General features: G+C 44.7%; 19 protein-coding genes and 1 tRNA gene. 15 read left to right on the top strand and 5 right to left on the bottom strand.

From position 1 onward, the window contains the following. Positions 1-3: 3 nt before the first annotated feature. The 5 genes from FLM48_RS21590 to FLM48_RS21570 all read right to left on the bottom strand — a co-directional run bounded on the left by FLM48_RS21590 (position 4) and on the right by FLM48_RS21570 (position 4,725). Positions 4-168, bottom strand: a complete 165-nt coding sequence (locus FLM48_RS21590) for a hypothetical protein (protein WP_179026095.1) — start codon at positions 166-168, stop codon at positions 4-6. Between the two features lie 86 nt (positions 169-254). Continuing rightward, positions 255-1,163, bottom strand: coding sequence for a formate transporter FocA (gene focA / locus FLM48_RS21585; protein WP_179026094.1), 909 nt, complete (start codon positions 1,161-1,163; stop codon positions 255-257). 394 nt (positions 1,164-1,557) lie between these two features. Then, positions 1,558-3,072 carry an ABC transporter permease gene (locus tag FLM48_RS21580; RefSeq protein WP_179026093.1) on the bottom strand — a complete coding sequence of 505 codons (1,515 nt, stop codon included), beginning with the start codon at positions 3,070-3,072 and terminating at the stop codon, positions 1,558-1,560. Between the two features lies 1 nt (position 3,073). After that, complete coding sequence (locus FLM48_RS21575) at positions 3,074-3,847, bottom strand: ATP-binding cassette domain-containing protein (protein ID WP_179026092.1); 774 nt, start codon at positions 3,845-3,847, stop codon at positions 3,074-3,076. Then, a complete protein-coding gene (locus FLM48_RS21570) occupies positions 3,847-4,725 on the bottom strand; it encodes a putative selenate ABC transporter substrate-binding protein (RefSeq protein ID WP_179026091.1) in 879 nt (292 codons plus the stop codon). The genes FLM48_RS21575 and FLM48_RS21570 overlap by 1 nt, the downstream gene beginning before the upstream one ends. Positions 4,726-4,985: 260 nt before the next feature. On the opposite strand from FLM48_RS21570, the gene FLM48_RS21565 reads away from it, so the two are divergent. The 15 genes from FLM48_RS21565 to FLM48_RS21495 all read left to right on the top strand — a co-directional run bounded on the left by FLM48_RS21565 (position 4,986) and on the right by FLM48_RS21495 (position 21,764). Then, positions 4,986-5,077, top strand: a tRNA-Sec gene (locus FLM48_RS21565). Positions 5,078-5,237: 160 nt separating this feature from the next. Then, positions 5,238-6,614, top strand: coding sequence for an L-seryl-tRNA(Sec) selenium transferase (selA, locus tag FLM48_RS21560; RefSeq protein ID WP_256871150.1), 1,377 nt, complete (start codon positions 5,238-5,240; stop codon positions 6,612-6,614). A gap of 54 nt (positions 6,615-6,668) precedes the next feature. Beyond that, complete coding sequence (selB, locus tag FLM48_RS21555; RefSeq protein ID WP_179026089.1) at positions 6,669-8,537, top strand: selenocysteine-specific translation elongation factor; 1,869 nt, start codon at positions 6,669-6,671, stop codon at positions 8,535-8,537. A gap of 589 nt (positions 8,538-9,126) precedes the next feature. Beyond that, the gene (locus tag FLM48_RS21550; protein WP_256870995.1) at positions 9,127-9,753 is read left to right on the top strand and encodes a 4Fe-4S dicluster domain-containing protein; all 627 of its coding nucleotides are present in this window, start codon (positions 9,127-9,129) and stop codon (positions 9,751-9,753) included. Next, positions 9,740-11,767, top strand: a complete 2,028-nt coding sequence (hyfB, locus tag FLM48_RS21545; protein ID WP_179026087.1) for a hydrogenase 4 subunit B — start codon at positions 9,740-9,742, stop codon at positions 11,765-11,767. Before FLM48_RS21550 ends, hyfB begins: the two co-directional genes overlap by 14 nt. Then, the gene (locus tag FLM48_RS21540; protein WP_179026086.1) at positions 11,767-12,720 is read left to right on the top strand and encodes a respiratory chain complex I subunit 1 family protein; all 954 of its coding nucleotides are present in this window, start codon (positions 11,767-11,769) and stop codon (positions 12,718-12,720) included. Before hyfB ends, FLM48_RS21540 begins: the two co-directional genes overlap by 1 nt. A gap of 12 nt (positions 12,721-12,732) precedes the next feature. After that, positions 12,733-14,178 (top strand): hydrogenase 4 subunit D, encoded by a 1,446-nt coding sequence (locus tag FLM48_RS21535; RefSeq protein WP_179026085.1) that lies wholly within the window; start codon positions 12,733-12,735, stop codon positions 14,176-14,178. 19 nt (positions 14,179-14,197) lie between these two features. Continuing rightward, entirely contained in the window at positions 14,198-14,848 is a 651-nt protein-coding gene (gene hyfE / locus FLM48_RS21530; protein ID WP_179026084.1) for a hydrogenase 4 membrane subunit, read from the top strand. 5 nt (positions 14,849-14,853) lie between these two features. Further along, positions 14,854-16,449: a hydrogenase 4 subunit F gene (locus tag FLM48_RS21525; RefSeq protein WP_179026083.1), complete on the top strand. Its 1,596-nt coding sequence runs from the start codon at positions 14,854-14,856 to the stop codon at positions 16,447-16,449. Between the two features lie 13 nt (positions 16,450-16,462). Beyond that, a complete protein-coding gene (locus tag FLM48_RS21520; RefSeq protein ID WP_218645316.1) occupies positions 16,463-18,256 on the top strand; it encodes an NADH-quinone oxidoreductase subunit C in 1,794 nt (597 codons plus the stop codon). An 8-nt stretch (positions 18,257-18,264) separates the two neighbouring features. Continuing rightward, complete coding sequence (gene hyfH, locus FLM48_RS21515; RefSeq protein ID WP_179026082.1) at positions 18,265-18,828, top strand: hydrogenase 4 subunit H; 564 nt, start codon at positions 18,265-18,267, stop codon at positions 18,826-18,828. Further along, positions 18,815-19,639: an NADH-quinone oxidoreductase subunit B family protein gene (locus FLM48_RS21510; protein ID WP_179026081.1), complete on the top strand. Its 825-nt coding sequence runs from the start codon at positions 18,815-18,817 to the stop codon at positions 19,637-19,639. The genes hyfH and FLM48_RS21510 overlap by 14 nt, the downstream gene beginning before the upstream one ends. A 6-nt stretch (positions 19,640-19,645) precedes the next feature. After that, positions 19,646-20,050, top strand: coding sequence for a formate hydrogenlyase maturation HycH family protein (locus tag FLM48_RS21505; protein ID WP_179026080.1), 405 nt, complete (start codon positions 19,646-19,648; stop codon positions 20,048-20,050). A 2-nt stretch (positions 20,051-20,052) separates the two neighbouring features. Continuing rightward, positions 20,053-20,541, top strand: coding sequence for a hydrogenase maturation peptidase HycI (hycI, locus tag FLM48_RS21500; RefSeq protein WP_179026079.1), 489 nt, complete (start codon positions 20,053-20,055; stop codon positions 20,539-20,541). A gap of 674 nt (positions 20,542-21,215) precedes the next feature. Next, entirely contained in the window at positions 21,216-21,764 is a 549-nt protein-coding gene (locus FLM48_RS21495) for a 4Fe-4S dicluster domain-containing protein (protein ID WP_179026078.1), read from the top strand. Positions 21,765-21,796 lie beyond the last annotated feature (32 nt).

The following is a 21,796-nucleotide window of genomic DNA, read 5'->3' as shown; positions in this document are numbered from 1 at the left end:
TTTCTATCTGCGCTTTTTTACCAACCAAAGGCCGAGAACGATGACAATGGCACCTATTACCGGTAATAAATCGTACATGTGGTGGAACAGGCCTAACCCGCCATGGCCTTCATGGGCGAGTGCAGAGAAAGGTAATAGTAAAATCATACTGAGGATTGATTTTTTCATGGTTTTCCTTATGCATTTTTTTGAGTTTATATTCATTGTTGTGTTGTTGAAGTTGCCAGGATTCTGGCAACTTTAAATAAAATCATTTATCTTGCTTTTTGCTTTATAAAAGTACCGGATGCTTTTTCTTTCTTAGACTTTTCTAATTCTAATTCAGGTCTTCTGTTTACAACCCAATAAGCAAATCCAACGAGTAATCCTCCTCCTATTGTATTGCCAATAGTTACAGGTATTAAGTTTGCAAATATAAAGTTGTTGATATTTAAATCGGCAAAGTCAGCTGGGTTATATCCAGTTGCAATCCAAAATTCTGGAGATGCAAAGTTTTGAATAAGAATTCCGGTTGGTATCATGAACATATTTGCAATACTATGTTCAAAACCACAAGCAACAAACATACTGACGGGTAATATCATAACTAATACTTTGTCAGTGTTCGTACGGCATGAAAAAGTCATCCATACGGCGAGACAAACTAATAAGTTACAAAGCGTGCCCAAGATGACTGCTTGTAAAAAGGTATGGTGGACTTTATGCTGGGCTATCTTCATGGCGTTTATACCCCACTCGCCGCCTTTTCCCATATAAAGTCCCGCTAAAAAGATGACAATTGCGAAGAATATCGCCCCGATAAAGTTGCCTAGGTAAACCGTACTCCAGTTTCGTGCAAGTTGGGCATTGGTGAGTCGACCACTGGCTCTTGCCACTACCGTTAGAACTGTAGACGTATAGAGTTCTCCGCCACATATGACGACTAAAATGAGTCCCAAACTAAAGGCTATACCACCAACAAACTTAGTCATTCCCCAAGGAGCGTCTCCAGCTCCAGTGGTGACTGTGACATAAAAAACAAAAGCGATTGAAATAAACACCCCTGCCGACATCGCTAAAAATAGTGCTTGCAGTGGTTTTTTTGTTGCTTTGGCTACACCGACATCTTCTGCTTTACGGGTCATTGCTGGCGGCATCAATGCGTCAAAAGGATTGTTATCCATATTGCACCCTCCTTAGGTGACTTTATGGCCTGGCACGCTTGACTGACCAGCCTTGGTGCCGCTTTATTATTGATCAGCAAACTGCTGACATTATTCTCGTAGGTCATACCAAGTTCAGTTGGTGTATTATTAAAAGCAATACTAGTGCCAACCCTTTTGCATGTGGTTAAATTGTTGTTATTTATATATATTTTGTAGTTTGTGTTTGCAGGGGAATACCATTGTCGACACTTATGTCGAGGGGGGAGAGGTGTGATCGACACAGGTTATTCTTTCAGTAGGTAAAGTGGGATCATATTTGCAGTTGGTTATGAAAATTGCGAGGCGTCAGGAGGGCTTTAAGTGCGCTAACAGCATTTAAATAAAACGCATAATCAATCGCGACAAGTGGCTATCAACAGGTTTGCGCTTGTTGTGGCATTTTTAGTAAGCGTCTAGACATGCTATCAATGAATACGTTTAAGAGTGCTGTACAGGCAATAAGCACAATGGCTTGACTGTAACGTATTTCGCTAAAATTACTATCAATGTAAAAGCCCAGTGTCATCACTCCTAACATGCCAAACACTGCTGTTTCACGAACGATGATCTCAAAACGATAGAACAACAACGCCATTAAGCTAGGATATATGGTCGGTACGATATGGTAGTGGTAGAGATTAAACTTACCTTGGTTAACTTGCTGGGGTTGTAGCTGCCGGCTTTGACGTGTAGTGAGGTAGGCGATCACTGTGCCGTTGTGTATTCCGAGCGCAAGGATAGCTGGCAGCATCGAAGGGCCCAGTATCATTAAAAAAATGAACGCCAAAATGTACTCAGGTATAGAGCGACCGACTAATAGCAACAGCTGACCTATGTTAGCAAGTGGTTTTGGCAAAAAATGGCGACAGCCGATAGCGTGAGCTTGCAGTGTCATCAAATGAGTGGCAGCAAGTGCGAGCAAGGCAAGGACTACAGTGACTATTGTGCCTGGGAGCGCCTGTTCAAAGAGTATCGTTTTATACCATTGGCCTAGTGCAGACCAATCTATCGTTAGTATATTTGTCGCATCAGATATCGCTGGGGGCAAAATATCTTGGGTCAGAAATCTTACAAGTAAACTAGTATCAACTGCAGGTATGTCGGCAAGAGTGAGTATCGCAATGACAAGGTAGAATGGAATCAGTTTGGCTCGACACCAAAACCTGATGCAGCCAATAAGCACAATAAAAATCATCAAGAGTGCAGCGCCTTCATGGTAATTGCCTTGCCTAAAGGCCGTTTCCAAGTAGAAGCCTAAAGTCGGCATGCCGATAAACCCTAGTACAGCACTACTTCGCAAAGCGCACTCAAAGCGATAACGGGTGTAAGACATCATTTGTGGTAACACTTGTGCGATTTTGCAGTAGGTGTAACGACTAATCCTGTCACTTTGCTGGGAGACACTATTTAGCGGGGCGTTTGAGGATTGTTCGAGTATATCGCTAAATACGCGCGCAAATGTTGCTGCAAAAGGAATAGTGATGGCCAATATGCCGGTGATTGGTGATAAACCAAATACTTGCAAGAACAATAGTGCCCAGAAGACCTCATGGATAGCCCGAGAGAGTGAGCACAAGGTAGCGATCCATGGATGGCGATAGATTAGTGCCAGAGGCAATCCAAATAACAAGCCAAAAGTAATACCTAAAAGGGCAAAGTTAATCGTTTGAACGATTGCGGATATTAGATATTCTGTCGCAAAAAAGTCCGGTGAAGCAATTCCTTCAATCATCAAGCCTAGTTCAATCCAAGGGTCGAAACTGACGATCTCTAGGTCCGCAAAAGGGAGCACTATGATAGCCAGAGTCCAGATGAATACGGTGACTTTTTGCCAGTAACCCACAGCGTAACTGGGTCGGGGAGTGATGCCTGGAATCGTTTGTGTCATCTTAATCCACTACTAAATGGGCACTTGGCGTTGATTTGTGAGTGCGAGGGGCTAGTTGTGTGTTTTGGCCAATGCTGTTTTGATTTGCCGTATTGAGTACAGGTTTTTTATATAATTCAGATATTTTCTCTGCGGTTACCACTTCTCTATGGCTGTCTATAGCTAAAGTACCGTTATGCAATGCGATAACATGATTGAAATGACTGAGAGCAAGCTCCTTGTCATGGACAATCATGATGACAGTATCGTGAAGGCTAAATATCTGCGTTATGAGCCGCCGTGCCATCAAAGGGTCTAGTGCAGAGAACGGTTCATCACCGATGAATATTGGTTGATGTTGATAGAGTGCTCTGGCCAAAGCCACTCGCTGGCGTTGACCGCCTGAAAGTTGATCGACTTTTTTGTCAAGTGGTTGATCAAGTTCAAGTTGTTGGCATAATTGTTGTATCGCTTGTAAGTGTTGATTAAAGGGCTTAACCAGATTAAACAGGTTATAACTCCAGTGATGCCGAGATAGCGCCCCCATATAGATATTGTGATAAACACTGAGATTATCTACCAGTCCTTGCGCTTGTGAGCATAGTGCTGCGCGACTATGCAACTTCTGGTAGATATGGTTCAGTAGTGTTGACTTTCCAGCCCCTGAAGGGCCGATGATCGCGACCTTTTCGCCTTTTACAATGTCGAGATTAAGATCGAAAATTACCTGTGTTTGTTGTGCTTCAGGCATTGGACCGGCAGCGTAAAATAAGTTGAGGTCGCGAAGTGTTAACATTAGTCGATTAATCCTATTTGTTTGGCCACATCCTCAACGGGTTGGTAATCGTCATTAGTTGCTGCAACGAAAGAGGAGCGCGGGAAGCTACTTAGTAGATCGGCATCGTCCATGCTAAGTAGAGTTTCTTTCACTTTTTGAGTGAAACCCTCACCATATTTGTGGTCTACATCGGCGCGGATTGTCCATTGGTAATCGGGATAAGTAGGGCTTTCCCAGATGACATCGACTTTACTCGTATCAATTTTTCCTTCCGCCAATTCTTTTTCCCAGACTTTATAATTGACTGCACCCACTTGGTAAACACCCGCTTGAACTTGGGCAATTGTGCGACTGTGATCACCAGAGAAGCCTACCCGTTTAAAGATATCTTTTGGTGAACTATGTAGTTGTTGCTCGATAAAATACTGTGGCATCAAACGACCAGAAGTTGACCCTTTTGAACCAAAAGTAAAAGTCGTGCCGCTAATGTCGGGGAAATCGGTACTTGGCTTAAGCCCAGTGCTTTGATGAGCAATGATATAACTTTTGAAAAACTGGTCTTCGTATCCTTGAGCGATAGCTTGTGAATCTTTAACCAGTTTTCGTGCCTGTACGCCAGACAAGCCACCAAACCAAGCGAGCTGTACTTGGTTGTTTCTAAAGGCGGTTACAGCAGCGGAGTATGATTTTACCGGTACATAGCTAACCTCTACCCCAAGTTGTTGTTCAAGGTAGTTGGCCACTTTATCAAAGCGGGTTCTTAGTTGGCTTTCATCGGCATCAGGAATTGCGGTAAAGGTAAATGTCGCCGCTTCTACGCAGAAAAAAGGCACTAAAGTCAGGGTAGCGATGGCTGAGAATTTAGCGAACGCTTGTTTGGGGTTGCGAATTAACATAGTTACTCCATAAATAGGTAAACAACAGTTTACGAACTTATAAGCTTCTCTTATTTATTATTAAGTAAAAGCTTATTCTAGTAACCATCTAAACTCAGCATGACCTTTAATTAATGGTAATGCGTTAAACTTTATGTAAAAGTGATTGGTGTCACATTGTTACGTATATTTTATCTTTAAAGTATTTTTGTGTTTTATTTTATATTGAGACTTGGTTCAAGTATTTAATTTTTTAGCTCAGTATACTTGATTGAAATTAAGGAAGTTGATGAGGTCTGGTGGCCTTCTCGGTCTTCAAAACCGATGTGAGCCTAATAGGCTTTGGCAGGTTCGATTCCTGCCTCTTCCGCCAATTTATATAATAGAATCTCATTGTTTTTTATTGGTGTGACGTCTTAATAAGATGCTTCTTAATTGTCGCTTTATCTAGATGATTTCATCAATCAGTGGAGCGATAATATATGAATACACCAAAAAACAATAATTCAGATACTGCTCTCTGTTATTCTGATTTGAATAATTATTCACGTGAGTGGGTAAGGCTTCCCCAAGTTGAACAGTTTCTACAGCTTGCTTGCATACAGCCTTATATAGCGTTATTGAGCAGACCGCTGGTGACTCAAATCGTTCGTGAGCATTTTAAAACCGTTCGTCATGATAAAAATCGTCAGCACTCTGGGCATCAATGGCTTGAGGCTGACGTATGTCGTCTGCTTTCACAACGCTTACATGTCCGTCAAAGCAGAGTCATCAATGCTACCGGTACAATCATTCATACCAACTTAGGCCGTTCACCCATAAGTTCAAAGCTTTGGCAGCAAGTGAGCGATGTGAATACTCATTACAGTAATTTGGAACTGGCCCTGAATACGGGCAAACGAGGGCAGCGCAAAGGGTTAGTCGCGGAGCTATTGGGTTTACTCACTGGCGCGGACGATAGCCTTGTGGTGAATAATAACGCTTGTTCCGTGTATCTCATTATTCTTGCGCTTGCTCAAGGTAAAGAGGTGATCGTATCACGTGGGGAGCAAATTCAAATTGGTGGTGGGTTTCGTATTCCGGATATATTGGCTATGTCGGGGGCCAAATTGGTGGAAGTTGGTACCACGAATGTGACGACATGTGATGACTACATTAATGCCATCACTGAAAACACCGCTATGGTGTTGTTGGTACATCAATCAAATTTTGTAATTCGTGGTTTTACTGAATCAGTAGACATTAGACAGCTAAAAGCAAAGTTGCCGGCAAATGTGATATTGGCGGTCGATCAAGGTTCTGGTGTTTCTACAGAAAGTTTCTGTCCTCAAGAAAAAGCCATAGGCCGCTACATTCAGTATGGGGCCGATTTAGTGTGTTTTTCTGGTGACAAGATATTGGGAGGACCGCAAGCCGGGATTGTTTGCGGCCGAAATGATCTCATCAAAGTTCTCGAGAAAAACCCTATGATGCGGGCGTTTCGGCCTGGGCGCATCATCTTATCTCTGCTTGAAGCATTACTAATTGAAAAGCTCAATCAACATGAAGCGGGGAAAGGAATTAGCGAAACCCTACTTGAACGACTGCCGTTAACTAAGGCGCTTGCTGAAAAGCTAGCAAGCCACCTGCCAAACAAAGCAGAGGTGATTACTTTAACGGCAGTTGTCGGAGGTGGTACGTTGCCCGACTGTGACTACCCCTGTTATGGGGTGGCAATTAGCGGTGAAGCTAAGCGCATTAGTGAGCAATTCCGTGCCTGTTCTGTGCCTGTGATTGGGGTCATCAGTCACGGCCGATTCATCCTTAATTTAGCTGGTGTTACAGAAGACGATTTTGAGATTTTGCTTAAGCAGTTTTGCATTTTGTTTCCGGCGCAAAAACCTGAAATTAAATGGGTGGCAACTAAGTGAGTTCAGCCTCGCTATAGTTATTGATAAATTAAAAAATAATCAGGATTTTACGCTATGACCAGCCAAGTTGCCTCACCGGATTGCGATTGTCACCACTCTTCTGTTGTAGCTTTGGCTGGTCATGTTGATCATGGGAAAACCGCGTTGATTCATGCGATGACTGGCATCATGACTGCGCGCAAGTTCGAACAAGAATGTGGTATGACCCAGAACTTGGGCTTTGCGCATTTTCAAGATGATTCGGGACGTCAAATAGGTATTATTGATGTCCCAGGTCATGAGCGGTATATCCGTAATATGGTGGCAGGGCTATGGAGTATCGACTTGGTGCTGCTCGTCGTGGCAGCCAATGAGGGCTGGATGACGATGACGCAAGCTCACTTAGAGGTGGCGAGTGCGATGAGTCATGCCAAGATACTCGTTTGTATTACTAAATCTGATTTGGTTGACAAGCATAGACTGATAGAGCTGGAAGAGGAATGCATGCAGCGGGTGATGGATGCATGTGAGCAGCTACCAAACGTTATTTGCGTGAGTGCACACACTGGTGACAACATTACTGAATTGAAAGCCTTGATAAGTGATGAACTCATTGAGTCAGCAGCTGTGCCGGCTTCGCCGCAACAAGAAACTCAGCACGATCAGAACCACAAACGGCACTATGGTTGTCACCTATATGTTGATCGGAGTTTTAGCATAAGCGGCATCGGTACAGTGGTTACCGGGTCATTAGTGGGCGGCTCGCTTGCTGTAGGGGATAGCGTGTATTTGATGCCGAGCCAGCAAGTGGTTAAAGTGCGAAATTTACAAACCTACAATCAACATCAAGACGAGGTTTTCGGTACTAGTAGAGTTGCAGTGGGTGTCAAAGGTGTTAACTACAAGCTTATTCAGCGTGGTGACTGTATAACGAAACATCCGCAAATTCATCAAGCCACTTGTGAAATCATATTGCGCCTAAATTTACCAGCTAAGCAGCTCCGTAATTGCCAACTTGAAGTCGCGATAGGCAGCTGGAATGGTATCGCGCAGGCAATTAATATCACTGACACTTCGCTAGTGCGGATAAAGCTTAAATCTGCAGTCAGTTGTTACTTTGGTCAGCCCGTTGCCTTAATTCAGCAGGGAGGAAGCCGTCTCATTGCGGGTGGAAGAATCGCTTGGATTGAGCCGGTTGCCCGCTGGCAACGCAGGAGGCTGTATGGCTTGCTCGATATAATGCCAGAGCATTTTAGTATCGCTGACCAACTGAAAGTACGGTTACAGTTAGATGGGGTAATAGCTAGGCAGCACGCTGCTGATGTCAATATGGCTGAAACCGTGGGGAACTTGGCGCTGATAGAAACAGAAAGTCACGTTGTTTTAGCAAGTGTAGCAGCACATGCTGAACTTGAGATCATGATGCTGTTATCAGAACCAGCAGCGGCAATTACCACTGCTGAATTTGAGTCCCGATTAAAGCTAAATCTAATCGTTATTGAAACGGTGTTACACCGCCTAAAACAACAACAAAAAGTATATTTAACTTGTGGCACTTGGGTGCTTGGTCAAGGTGTTAGCGAAGATGACTTGTGTTCAGCCAGTCAGAATCTACTCAGTAAAATTCGTCATGCTGAACGTGCGGGACTGAGTGCGTCAAAGCAACTGACTAGTACCGAAGCAAAGCTGATAAAAAACCTTGCTAGACTAAAGTATGTGACTTTATTGGATGATCAAATTTATTATGATGCTCAGCTATATGAGCAGTTAGTACGCGATGTACTTACTGGCACCAAACAGCTGGATTTGTTGTCTATGGCGGATATCAAAGATCGTACTCAATTGAGTCGTAAATATGCTATTCCACTAGCTAATCGCATGGAACGAGATGGTTGGGTGAAGCGCCAAGATAATCATCGCTTGGTGCTGAAGAGTATTCAATAACCCTATTTATAATTGCAGCCTTTATGGGTTCACTATTCTAGGTTGCAATGGCTGTGAATCCCACGCTACCGTGGCGAAGTTTTGGGGTAGGCTATATTTTCCTCGCTGGCTCGCATTCAAGATTTTCCTCGAAGTTTTCCTCTGAAGTTGGAAGCCGTTAACAATCTGTCACGGCGGTTTGCCCCTTCTTGGTAAAAAGGTATTTTTCGGCGGTGTTCGTGGGACTACGAGTACCCAGAGAAGCCTGCACTAATTTGCTTCCAAATATCAGTGGCTTGTCAACAACACGCTGTGATCTTCGTCACTGTCATTCCCCTTCTTCGTATTCGACATTAGTGTCGACAGTATTAAAAAAGCTTAATGCGTTTAGTGTAAAAAGCTATTTGATTAGCGTTCTCTGATGTTTGTGGTGATTAAAAACCTTTTAATAACATTGGCTTGAGTTATTTTTTTTCAAATCGTACATCGAGGTAAAAACTTGGTGTGGAACTTGTAATACCAGTCTAAGTACTGCAATAAAAACAAAAGGCTGATTATGAATAGTTTCCTTATTGCAGATCCAACGCAATGTATTGGATGCGGAACATGTATGGCAGCATGTTCCTCAGTGCATAAGGCGAAAGGACTGCAAGCAAAACCAAGATTGACGGTGATGCGGCACAAAAGCGCAACTGCGCCGGTGATGTGTCGTCATTGCGAAGATGCACCATGTGCTGCTGTTTGCCCGGTAAAAGCAATTACTCAGGAAAACGGTAAGGTGCTTTTAAATGAAACTGAATGTGTCGGTTGTACTTTGTGTGCAATTGTTTGCCCATTTGGCGCTATTGCATTAGACGGTAGCCGTCCCATTGCAATGGCAAATTCCTACGATATCCATATTCCTTCGGATATTCATTCAAGTAACCCGTCAACATCATCGCCTGCGTGTTTTGGTCATGACTTATTGGCTTGGGAGCCAGGCGTAAAGAGTATCGCTATCAAGTGTGACCTTTGCCAAGGTCAACCAGAAGGGCCCGCTTGTGCCGCGGCCTGCCCAACACAGTCGATTTTCTTTGCTAATGAAGGAAATCTGGCCAGTGATGCGGCACATAAACGTAAGCAAGCCGCGAGCTGTGGTGCCAATATCGATTTAGGCATAGATACGCCAAAGCAGCCCTTACTGATCGCCAAAAAACCACACAACGTTGCGGAGGGTGACGGCCATGACATCGCTTGATTTCTTACTGTTATCAGTCATTTTATATGTGGCGGCAGCATGTGGTTCATTGTTGTTCTACAAACAAGAAGCAATAGCTGCAAAGCTTTCCGGCGTGTTAGGTATTGGTGCCGGTTTAGCCGGTATGGCCGCAAGTCTTCCCATTTTACTTTCTAGTGATGTGATCGTAAAAGCGATATACAGCCCTTTTTATTTTTCTGATTTCATCATACGCCTTGATGGCTTGTCGGCATTTATGTTGATGGTTATCTCGCTATTGGTGGTGGCGACTTCTGTTTATTCTATCTCCTACATGAAGGAATACTATGGCAAGGGCGCTTATGCCATGGGGTTCTTCATGTATAGCTTCATCGCTTCTATGGTGGCCTTGGTTGTCTGTGACAATGCTTTTTACTTCATCGTCTTTTTCGAAATGATGTCACTTGCCTCCTATTTCTTGGTAATTGCTGAGCAGAATGAGAAAAGTGTGAAAGCCGGTTTGCAATATTTCCTTATTGCTCACGCGGGTTCAGTCTTGATCATGATTGCTTTTTACCTCCTGTATCGAGAAACAGGCAGCTTGAACTTTGCTGACTTTGCCAATGCCGAGCTAACGGAATTGCAATCATCTGCTGTATTCCTGTTGGCATTTTTTGGCTTTGGGGCTAAAGCCGGGATTATCACCTTACATGGCTGGTTACCTCAAGCTCACCCAGCGGCACCTTCGCATGCATCAGCAATGATGTCGGGCGTTATGGTGAAAATAGGTGTGTTCGGTATCATCAAAGTGAGCATTGATTTCTTAGGTGCTGAAACTGCTTGGTGGGGTTATCTAGTACTTGCCTTTGGCTGCGTGTCTTCAGTGCTTGGGGTGCTATATGCGCTTGCTGAACATGACATCAAACGTCTGCTTGCTTATCACACCGTTGAAAATGTCGGCATCATCTTGATTGGTGTGGGTATCGGTATGATTGGGATAGCTAAGGATATGCCAATTGTTGCTACCCTCGGCTTATTAGGCGGCTTGTACCACTTACTCAATCATGCAGTGTTCAAAGGTTTGCTCTTTCTTGGTGCCGGCTCAGTCATTTACCGGGTACACACCAAAGATATGGAAAAAATGGGTGGCCTAGCCAAGTTAATGCCGCTTACTGCAATTGCATTCTTGATTGGTACCATGGCTATTTCAGCACTGCCACCGTTAAATGGTTTTGTTAGTGAATGGTTTATTTATCAGTCACTGCTGACTATGAGCAGAGAGGGCACGCTTGCAATGCAAAGTGCAGCACCTATCGCCGTGGTGATGCTAGCGATTACCGGTGCACTCGCATGTATGTGTTTCGTTAAGGTATTTGGTATTTGCTTTACTGGTGGTGCTCGAAGCCCACAGGCAGCGAAAGCGACCGAAGTGCCGATGACGATGGTCGTGGGTACAGCTAGTTTAGCCATACTGTGTATTGTGCTTGGGGTTGGCTCACCTTGGATCGCCCCTATTATTTCATCTGTCGCCAGCACCTTGATTGACACTCAAACCGTGACAGTAACGCAAGGCTTTGCGCTTATCCCGAGCGACCCTAGCCAAGCCATTCTCTCTACACCAGTGATCGTCATCGCCTTAACCGCATTATTCATTGTCCCTATTGCATTAGTTGCTCTGTTCAAAGGACCGAAAATGGCGAGCCGTAACGCTGGCGACCCTTGGGCATGTGGATACGGTTACGAAGACAAAATGTCAGTGTCAGCAAGCGGCGTTACTCAACCCGTGCGTTCGATGTTTAAGCCACTTTATACACTACGTAAACGCATAGACCCAGCGCCATTGATGTCGAAAGCCTTACAGGTCACTACGCAGGGGGCGGGCTCACTTGAACCGCAATTTGATAACAAGATGATTCTACCTATTGTTGCGTTTGCGCAACGTATTGGCCGAGTGGTTCAACGGCTTCAGTACGGCGACTTCCGCGCTTATTGCTTGTACATCATTGTGGCACTGCTTGTGTTGCTATTTGTTCCATTTAACTTAGGAGTAAACTAATGCAAGGGCTTGAAATGCCAAGTCCTGAGTGGATTGCTTTAGCAGTCATTCAGGCATTAATCATGATTGGTCTTGCTCCACTGGCCACCGGCTTTACTCGTGTGCTTCGCGCTAAGATGCACTCTCGTAAAGGGCCTGGCTTGCTGCAAGACTACCGCGATATCGCTAAGCTGCTTCGTCGTCAAGAAGTGGCCCCTAATCCTTCTGGGCTTGTCTTTAAAGTGATGCCGTTTGTCCTTATTTCAACGATGTTGTTGATAGGTATGGCGTTACCAACAGTGACAAATAGCTCACCGTTTCCCATTGCTGGTGACGTGATTACTGATATCTACTTATTTGCCATATTCCGCTTCTTTTTCTCTCTATCGGGTTTGGATTCCGGCAGCGTATATGCTGGCGTCGGTTCTAGTCGTGAATTGACGTTAGGGGTGCTGGTTGAGCCAATTCTGATGCTTGCTATATTCACTATGGCGCTGTCAGCTGGCACCTTTGACTTAGGTTATATCAGTACCTATATGGCGACTGAGACTTGGGCGGTACCAGGGGCGGTGTTGCTAGCGGGTGTGGCTTGCGCTTTTGCTGTGTTTATTGAGATGGGCAAGTTGCCATTTGATAGTGCAGAGGCAGAGCAAGAGTTACAAGAAGGCCCGTTAACTGAATACTCGGGTTCTGGTTTCGCCCTAGTAAAGCTGGCTTTAGGCCTTAAGCAATTAGTTGTTGCGCAGTTATTCCTTGCCATATTTATTCCATTCGGAAAAGCGGCAGAGCTTACCTTTAGTGCTTTGCTAGTCGCCACGCCCATCCTATTTGCGAAGTTGTTCATGGTGTTCTTAATTGCCGGTGTTATCGAAAACAGTGTAGCTCGTACCCGCTTTTTAAAAACACATCATTTGACGTCGGTGGGATTCGGTATTGCGGTGCTGGGTTTCATCTTCTACCTAATCGGTTTATAGGGAGCAATTAAGATGACGTTAGAAACACTTGCTCTACTCACCATTTTGTCACCTTTTATCGGTGCGGTATTAACGGTACTAGTGCCCAAAGACACTGCGAAGTGGGTTTGTCAGTGCTTTGCTGCTATAGCATCAGTGGGTGCGATTGGCATCGGGTTTGCTCTATTTAGCTCCGGCGAACAAAGCGTGAGTTATTCATTGCTCTCGATTGGCCAAATTGAATTGTTTGGCATCACCATCGACAAAGTTAGCTCGCTCATTACGGTAGCGGTGGTGGTACTAGGCTTCTTGGTCAGCTTGTACTCGCTGGGCTATATGTCTGAAGGTAACCGAGAGCATCCACATACGGGCCAGCCTAGGTACTATGCCTTTTTACTGATATTTATCGGTGCGATGGCCGGGCTGGTTTTATCTTCGACACTGTTAGGTCAGTTGTTCTTCTTCGAAGTCACAGGTGCATGTTCATGGTCGTTGATTGGCTATTATCAGTCACCGAAATCGCTTAAAGCAGCACTTAAAGCGCTGTTGGTTACCCATGTGGGTTCGATTGGTTTGTTTGTTGCTGCGGCGTTGGTCTTCAATGCCACAGGTACATTTGCGGTTAGTGCTCTGGCGACGTTAGATGACAATACCAAGACTCTTGTGTTCATCGGTATTTTGTTTGCGGCCTGGGCAAAGTCCGCTCAATTGCCTTTGCATGTGTGGCTACCCGATGCAATGAATGCTCCCACTCCTGTTAGTGCGTATTTGCATGCAGCCTCTATGGTAAAGGTGGGGGTATATATATTTGCTCGCGCCATCATGGAGGGGGGAGAAATCCCTGAAATAATTGGTGTCATCGGTGTCGTTAGCGCCATCATAACGCTGATTTATGGGTTTGTGATGTACCTGCCACAAAAGGATATGAAGCGGTTACTTGCTTATTCCACTATCACTCAGCTGTCGTATATTTTCTTGGCATTATCTTTGTCTATTTTCGGCTCCAAGCTCGCACTGGAAGGAGGTATTACCTACATCTTCAATCACGCGTTTGCTAAGAGTTTATTCTTCTTAGTCGCTGGCGCATTTAGCTACAGCATGGGGACACGCATGTTACCTCAGCTAAAAGGGGTTGTGAAAAAGTCGCCACTGCTGGCGGTTGGATTTTGCGTGGCCACTTTAGCCATTACTGGGGTTCCTCCATTCAACGGTTTTTTCAGTAAGTTTCCATTGTTTGCTGCAGGTTTTGAATTAACCGCAACCCACAGTTGGTTAATGCCAATCATGATTTTGGCATTGATTGAGTCGGTAGCGAGTTTTGGTTGGATTTTATATTGGTTTGGCAAGTCAGTAGTTGGAGAACCTTCGCAAGAGGTGGCCAGCGCGCAGCCGTTACCAGCATCGATGAAAGTAGTGATCGTCATTTTAATTGTGATGTCACTGTGTTCAAGCGTTATTGCTGCGAACTGGCTCATATAGCACAAATAAGGAAGGGTTTATGAATCCAGATATTGTAATCAATAACCTTGCAGGGTTGCTCATCATTACCAGTGTGATGTTGATCGGCACGCGTAAGGCGAAGTCCGCGGCGATTCTCTACTCGGTGCAGTCGCTGGTCTTAGTGTTAACTTTCTTGGCTATAGCTAAGTCAGTTGATGCCACCGAGCTATACCATTGGTCTATTACCGCATTTTTTACCAAAGTAATCGCGTTACCAGCGTTACTTTACTATGCGCTGAGCAAGATGAGTGATCCTAGCGCTGACAAGCCTGTACTCAGTATGGGTTGGTTAATTCCCATTGCTGGGCTTATTTCAGTTGCCAGTTTTCAGGCCGTCGCGACAGTTGAGCTCCCTATCGTTGAGCACCTTAAGCCCGCACTAGCGGTCTCGTTGGGTCACTTCTTTTTGGGATTACTGTGCATTGTCAGTCAACGCAACATACTTAAACAGCTGTTTGGCTATTGCCTGATGGAAAATGGGTCGTCGTTGACCTTAGCGCTATTAGCAAACAAGGCTCCTGGTATTGTTGAAATTGGGATCACTACTGACGCCGTATTTGCGGTGATCTTTATGGTTATCCTTGCCCGTCAAATCTACAACAAGTTGAACACACTCGATGTCAATCAACTTAATCAACTCAAGGGGTAGTAAAGATGTCTGCAACTGAAATGTTGACTCTGCTTATGGTGATCCCTTTAGTCGCGGCAGGTGTGTCATTTGCTAGCATTAAAGGTGGAGAAGGTGCCCGTAAAGTGGCAATAGGTTGTCATGGACTATCAATGATTGCCATTTTGGTCTTGTCTTTTACGCTAGCAGGTACAGTGTTCTTCGAAGGGCCGGTTTTGTCGGCGGGGAAGTGGCTGTATCTTGATGGATTGTCCGGTTTATTCTTAGGTGTATTGGGCTTAGTTTCTATTCTTACCGGCATGTACTCCATTGGTTATATTGGCCATGAATATAGGCACGGTGAAATCTCTGGCACCAAAGTGTCGTTGTATTACGGTTTGTTTAATCTGTTTATTGCTTCAATGCTAATGGCGGTGACCGCAAATAACGTAATTATGATGTGGGTTGCCATTGAGGCTACCACGATTTGTTCGGTGTTCTTAGTTGGTTTATACGGTCAAAGATCATCGTTAGAGGCAGCTTGGAAATATATTGTCATTTGTACCGTCGGCTTAGCCTTTGGTTTATTTGGATCTATATTAACTTACTCCAATGCAGCAGCGGTTTTTGCTGACCCAGCTAATGCGGTTTTCTGGACTGACATTCATCAAAATGCGCAAGCGTTAGATACAACCTTGGTGCACCTAGCATTCATTTTTGTACTCATAGGATTTGGGACAAAAGTGGGCCTGTTTCCAATGCATGCGTGGCTTCCTGATGCGCATTCTGAGGCCCCCAGTCCGGTGAGTGCATTATTGTCAGCTGGCTTATTAAATTGCGCGTTATTGGTCGTTTTGCGCTACTACATTATTACAGTGAAAGCGATTGGCCCTGCTTTGCCACAGAATTTGATGCTGGTATTTGGCTTCTTATCTGTAGTGACTGCCGCCTTCTTTATTATCACTCAGCGTGACATTAAACGTTTGCTTGCATACTCCAGTGTCGAAAATATGGGGCTGATTACCTTAGCTATTGCTCTTGGGCCATTAGGCGTTATTGCGGCGTTATTACATGTCATCAATCATAGCTTAGCGAAAACCCTGATGTTTTGTGGTGCCGGTAATATTTTACTGAAATATGGTACTCGCGATATTGGCATTGTTAAGGGGGTGTTGAAGGTTGCACCTATTACCGGTGTGTTTGTGGTGGTTGGCGCTCTAGCCCTTGGAGGTGTTCCACCGTTTAGTATTTTTGTCAGTGAGTTCACGCTTGTCACTGCTGCAATCGGTGAAGGACGAATGCTCTTCACTCTTATATTGCTATTGGTATTAACCATCGTTTTGGGAGGGCTAGCTTATATGGCCGCCCAATGTGTGATGGGAGAGCAACCTAAGGAAGTGGAGAAAGGTGAACTTGGTTTTATGACTTTAGCGCCAATGGCGGCAATCGTTGTCATGCTGGTTGTCATGGGTACAGCCATTCCAACCTCTGTACTAAAAGGCATAGACAGTGCTGCGCTGATTATTCTTGATAGCGAAGAGAGTAGCGTGATGAACACGTTGAACCTCCCATTTGAATCTCTTAATCACATTCAGCATCAGGCCAATGCCCAAACATCTGAATTACCACTAGCGCAGCAATAAGCGAGGAGTTCCTGTGGATTACAATACTAATTATCAAAACAGTGAGGCCCAAGTTGGGGCTGAAAAGCAAACCTTTAATCTCGCCAATCACACAACTGAAAATAAGATTGGTTACGGCTATGTTGCAGGTGTCCATCAGTTTTTCCCTTCAGCGATTCTCGAAGAGGAATGGCAAACAGAAAACCAGGTCACTATTACTGTGAAAGCGACGTCGCTAGTTGAAGTGATGAAGTGGTTGTACTACGAACAAGGTGGCTGGTTAGCGGTGTCATGGGGTAATGATGAGCGCAGTATTAATGGTCATTTTGCAATTTATCATGCGCTCTCTATGGAAGGAGAAGTCAAAAGTTGGGTTACCGTTAAAATATTGGTTGACGAAAAATCGCAAGAATTTCCATCGATCACCCCTTATATTCCTGCGGCAGTGTGGGGTGAGCGTGAAGTGCGTGACATGTACGGTTTACGCCCTGTTGGGTTGCCAGATGAACGTCGTTTAGTATTACCTGATGACTGGCCTGAAGATCTACATCCATTGCGTAAAGACGCTATGGACTATCGACAACGCCCAATGCCAACCACTGAGGATGAAACTTATCCGTTTGATAACCAACTTGGTGATGACTCGAACCGAATTGTGCCGGTTGGTCCTTTACATATCACGTCTGATGAGCCCGGTCACTTCCGTTTGTTTGTTGATGGTGAAGACATCATTGATGCTGACTATCGTATGTTCTACGTCCATCGGGGAATGGAAAAGCTAGCCGAAACGCGGATGGGTTATCACGAAGTGGCCTTCCTTACCGATCGTGTGTGTGGTATTTGCGGCTTTACCCATAGTGTTGGTTACTCAAATAGTGTTGAAAATGCCCTAGGAATTCAAGTTCCTGAGCGTGCCAAGATGATTCGGACAGTATTGCTTGAAGTAGAACGATTACATTCGCATTTACTCAATATTGGTTTATCAAGCCACTTTGTTGGTTTTGATACAGGTTTCATGCAATTTTTCCGAGTGCGTGAAAAGACCATGGAGTTAGCTGAACTGCTCACCGGTGCGCGTAAAACTTATGGTTTGAATCTCATTGGAGGGGTACGACGCGACATTCTTGCCGCACATCGTTCGCAAGGTATCAAAATGGTACAGGAGGTACGTAGCGAGTTTAATGAGCTGGTGGACTTCCTTATGGCCACGCCGAATCTTGAAAGCCGTATTAATGGTGTCGGAGTTCTAGATAGACAAATTGCTAGAGATTTTAGTCCTGTGGGACCGGCAATTCGTGGCTCTGGCTGGCAGCGTGACGCTCGAATTGTTCATGGTCAATCGCTTGAATCTTATGGAAAGATGCCGATGGACTTACAGATTGAAAGTACAGGGGACGTGCGAGCGAGAGTGCTGGTGAGGGTTCGCGAGGTCTATGACTCGCTCAATATGGTCGAATGGGGACTTGATAACTTAGCGCCTGGCAAATTATTAATTGAAGGGTTTGATTACCAGCCCAATAAATTCGCTCTTGGATTTACAGAGGCCCCCCGCGGCGAAAACGTACATTGGAGTATGACAGGTGACAATCAGAAGCTGTTTCGTTGGCGATGTCGCGCTGCGACTTACGCGAACTGGCCTGTATTACGCTATATGCTGCGTGGCAACACGGTATCTGACGCGCCACTGATTATTGGTTCACTTGATCCTTGTTACTCTTGTACTGACCGCGTCACTATTGTCGACAAGCGTAAGAGCAAGTCCAAAACGCTCTCTTATAAAGAGTTTGAACGTTACGGAATGGAACGTAAGCATTCACCGCTCAAGTAGGAGAGATCATGTTTAAATTATTTAAAACTATCGCTAAAGCGGGCGAGTCAACCACAAAATATCCATTTGCTCCATATGAAACGAGTGATGATTTTCGCGGTCGCCCTGAATACCAGCCTGAGCAATGTATTGCGTGTGCTGCTTGTACTCGCGCTTGTCCAGCTAATGCGCTAACGATTGAGACTAAGCCCAATGACAATACGCGTTGCTGGCAGCTTAACTTAGCACGCTGCATATACTGCGGTCGCTGTGAAGAAGTGTGCCCAACAGGGGCAATAAAACTCTCTCAAGACTTTGAACTTGCTGTTGCCAATAAAGCCGATCTTTATCAGAAAGCCGTGTTTAAATTGGCCCATTGCCAAGTCTGTGAGACTCCTTTTGCACCCAAGAAAGCGGTGCAGTATGCACTTGATTTACTTGTGCAATCGGGCCTAGAGCCAGAGCAACTTCAGATCCGTAGTCAGCAGTTAAACACTTGTCCTGAATGTCGTCGTAAAGCCAACATGCTTGAAGGCGAAAACCTCATGAAAGGCAATGGTATACAACAGGAGGTGCTCAATGAAGGGTATTAAAAAAATAGTTGGCAATGACCATACACAAGCAGTACCGGTTGAGATAGATGCAGAGGCGGCTAAGTTAAAAGGCACGCTTTTAAAAGACATTAAGCGATCAGCGTATGTGTATCGTGTCGATTGTGGTGGATGTAATGCCTGTGAAATTGAAATTTTTGCCGCGATAACGCCGGTGTTCGATGCGGAACGCTTTGGTATTAAAGTGGTGGCATCGCCTCGTCATGCCGATATATTACTCTATACCGGTGCTGTGACTCGGTCTATGCGTATGCCCGCTTTGCGGGCTTATGAAGCGGCGCCTGACCCTAAGATTGTTGTCTCATATGGTGCGTGTGGCAATGATGGGGGAATTTTCCATGATCTTTATTGCGTCTGGGGCGGCACCGACAAAATCCTGCCGGTTGATGTGTATATTCCTGGGTGTCCGCCAACTCCAGCAGCGACGATTTATGGCTTTGCAGTGGCGTTAGGTCTACTTGATCAAAAACTTAAAGCTAAGCACCATGACGAGGTTGATGGAGAGGTTGTGACATTAAAGCATACCGGGATTCCTTTAGAAATTAGAGTATTGATTGAGCGAGAAGCGCGACGTTTTGCTGGTTATCGTTATGGTGCGCAAATTGCTGATGAGTTCATGACGGTGTTGGCCGATTCATCTCCAGCGAATGTTGATGCCAAAATAAAGGCTTACCTTGATGAAAAAGGTGACCCGCGGCTAACCGAGATTATTACCAGCATTAATCGTGCTGTGCTAAATCGAATGGGGCAACCCGCGACCATGGGCGAAGCTGTCGCTGTTAATCAAGGGTAGGTGTCTATGTCGGATAAGGTGTTATTTTATGCGTTAAGCCGAAAGTTTGTTGATGAACAAACCAATGTGCCAGAAGAAGCTAAATCAGTGATCTACTATGGCTTAGCTATTGGCCATCATTTAGGTGTTGTCGATTGCCTAACAGCAGTGGTGAGTTGTTCTCGCTATGAGTATACAACGTGGTTAGAGTTTCTACCTGAATCTAGTCCAGCTAGACGCAAGATGGAGGGTTTTTTCACCTTCGGTGAAATTACTATTTTTCCTGAACATATTCATATGTTAGCGAATGCGTTCGAAGCCGCTATTGCAGTGCAACCAGAAAAATACCAAACACTGAGTCGAGACTTCATTAAGGCTTTAGGTGCCGTTTATCGTGAACCCGACATGTACATTATGATAAGGGAGAGATAATCATGTCAGATCTTAGTACGACTGAACCATCCAAAGTGAAAAATGTGCTTTTAGCGGTAGGTAATAACATGATGGGGGATGATGGTGCTGGCCCACTTCTAGCTGAGTTAATGCAGAACAATCCAATAGCAGGTTGGGCCGTTATTGATGGAGGTAGTGCGCCGGAAAACTGTATACATCAAGTTCGTCAGTTGGCACCAGAACGAGTGATTGTGTTTGATGCAGCAGAAATTGGCGAGCAAGCTGGTGAGGTCAGGGTTATTGACCCTGATGCCATTGCTGATATGTTTATTATGTCGACTCATAGTTTACCACTCAACTTCTTAATCGAAGACTTAAAGACTTTCGTGCCAGAAGTGCTGTTTGTTGGTGTGCAGCCTGCAATTGTGGCATTTTCATTCCCGATGACAGAAATGGTTGAGAATGCAGTGGGTGATCTTTATCAGCGTTTACCTAGCTGGCAAGGCAATGGTGGTTATGGCGCCATTTAGCCGTACAATGACATGCTGAAAATGGTGGCGGCGAGGTTTTGATGCCGCTACCTATTTTGCGATAGCAAGACAACCTGCAGCAATTAACCCTTCTTGGTATTTTCTATCATGCGTTTGACCTTTAACGCGGCTATCTATCCTGCACTAATTTACTCAGACAGTCCCTTATGCTTGATGAATATAGTGTCGTGCTGAGTTCTGTCATATCAGCTCAATCAAACTCTTCCTCCGTGCAATATCGCGGCTGATTCATCTTCGTAACGTCCTCTGCGTTGAATAATTTCACAAGGGAACAACCATTGTTTCAATCATTCGCCTTGAATTAGTTTGCCCAAAGCGCGCTGAGTAGACCAAATTCTTATACTGATTGGTATGACACCCACATTGTATGCAGCATAAGCCAAGACGTCTGGTTTGAAGGCCATAGCTAGGTGTCGAATTTGGTGACGAACCTGGTGTCGAAGTAGACGGAAATTACTCAGATATTGCACCGCTGTTAGTTGTCGTTCTTTGTTTAAGCTGTTGTTTTTAAATTATTTAAAATATAAGTTTTGGTGGTTTTACTTAACTGGTACGTATCCTGCTTTATAAGGGTATCTGGCATAGACGTAGCAGATATCCAATTTAAGTATTAGGTTGAATTTGATGTTGATCGATTGAAGAGGAAATCACTTATGAATCGATTTGTGTTTGCAGACCCCAATCAGTGTATCGGTTGCCGTACCTGTGAGGTGGCTTGCGTTTTATCTCATCAAAAGATAAGCAGGGTAGAATCGCTTGATTCAAGCAAGTTTTACCCTCGGCTTAGCTTGGTGAGAAATGGTGATGTGACTACACCGATTATGTGCCGCCAATGTGAAGATGCGCCTTGTGAACAAGTTTGCCCCAATAACGCCATCTATCGTGAAAATGGCCAAGTACATGTCATTCAGTCTCGCTGTATAGGTTGTAAAACTTGTTCCGTAGCTTGTCCATATGGTGCGATGAATGTCGTTGCCTTCGCGGCACCGCAAAGTGGGCCGTCTGAGTTATTCAAAATGAATACCATTAAGGCACAGGCATTAAAATGTGATTTGTGTGAAACACGCTCACAGGGACCAGCTTGCGTTGAAGTCTGCCCAACCAATGCTATTCGTATGATTGATTCTCAAGATATGGAACAAATAAAGCAAGATAAACGTAAACAGGCTGCTGTGGCGGCATTAGCCGGCCTACCTGTTTAATAAATTAACATGATTTCTAAGACGGTCTTGTT

It is taken from the genome of Shewanella sp. Scap07, assembly GCF_013394145.1.
GTDB classification, from domain to species: Bacteria; Pseudomonadota; Gammaproteobacteria; order Enterobacterales; family Shewanellaceae; genus Shewanella; species Shewanella waksmanii.
The sequence above is the reverse complement of the archived record's forward strand: the minus strand, read 5'-3'. Positions and strand labels throughout refer to the sequence as shown.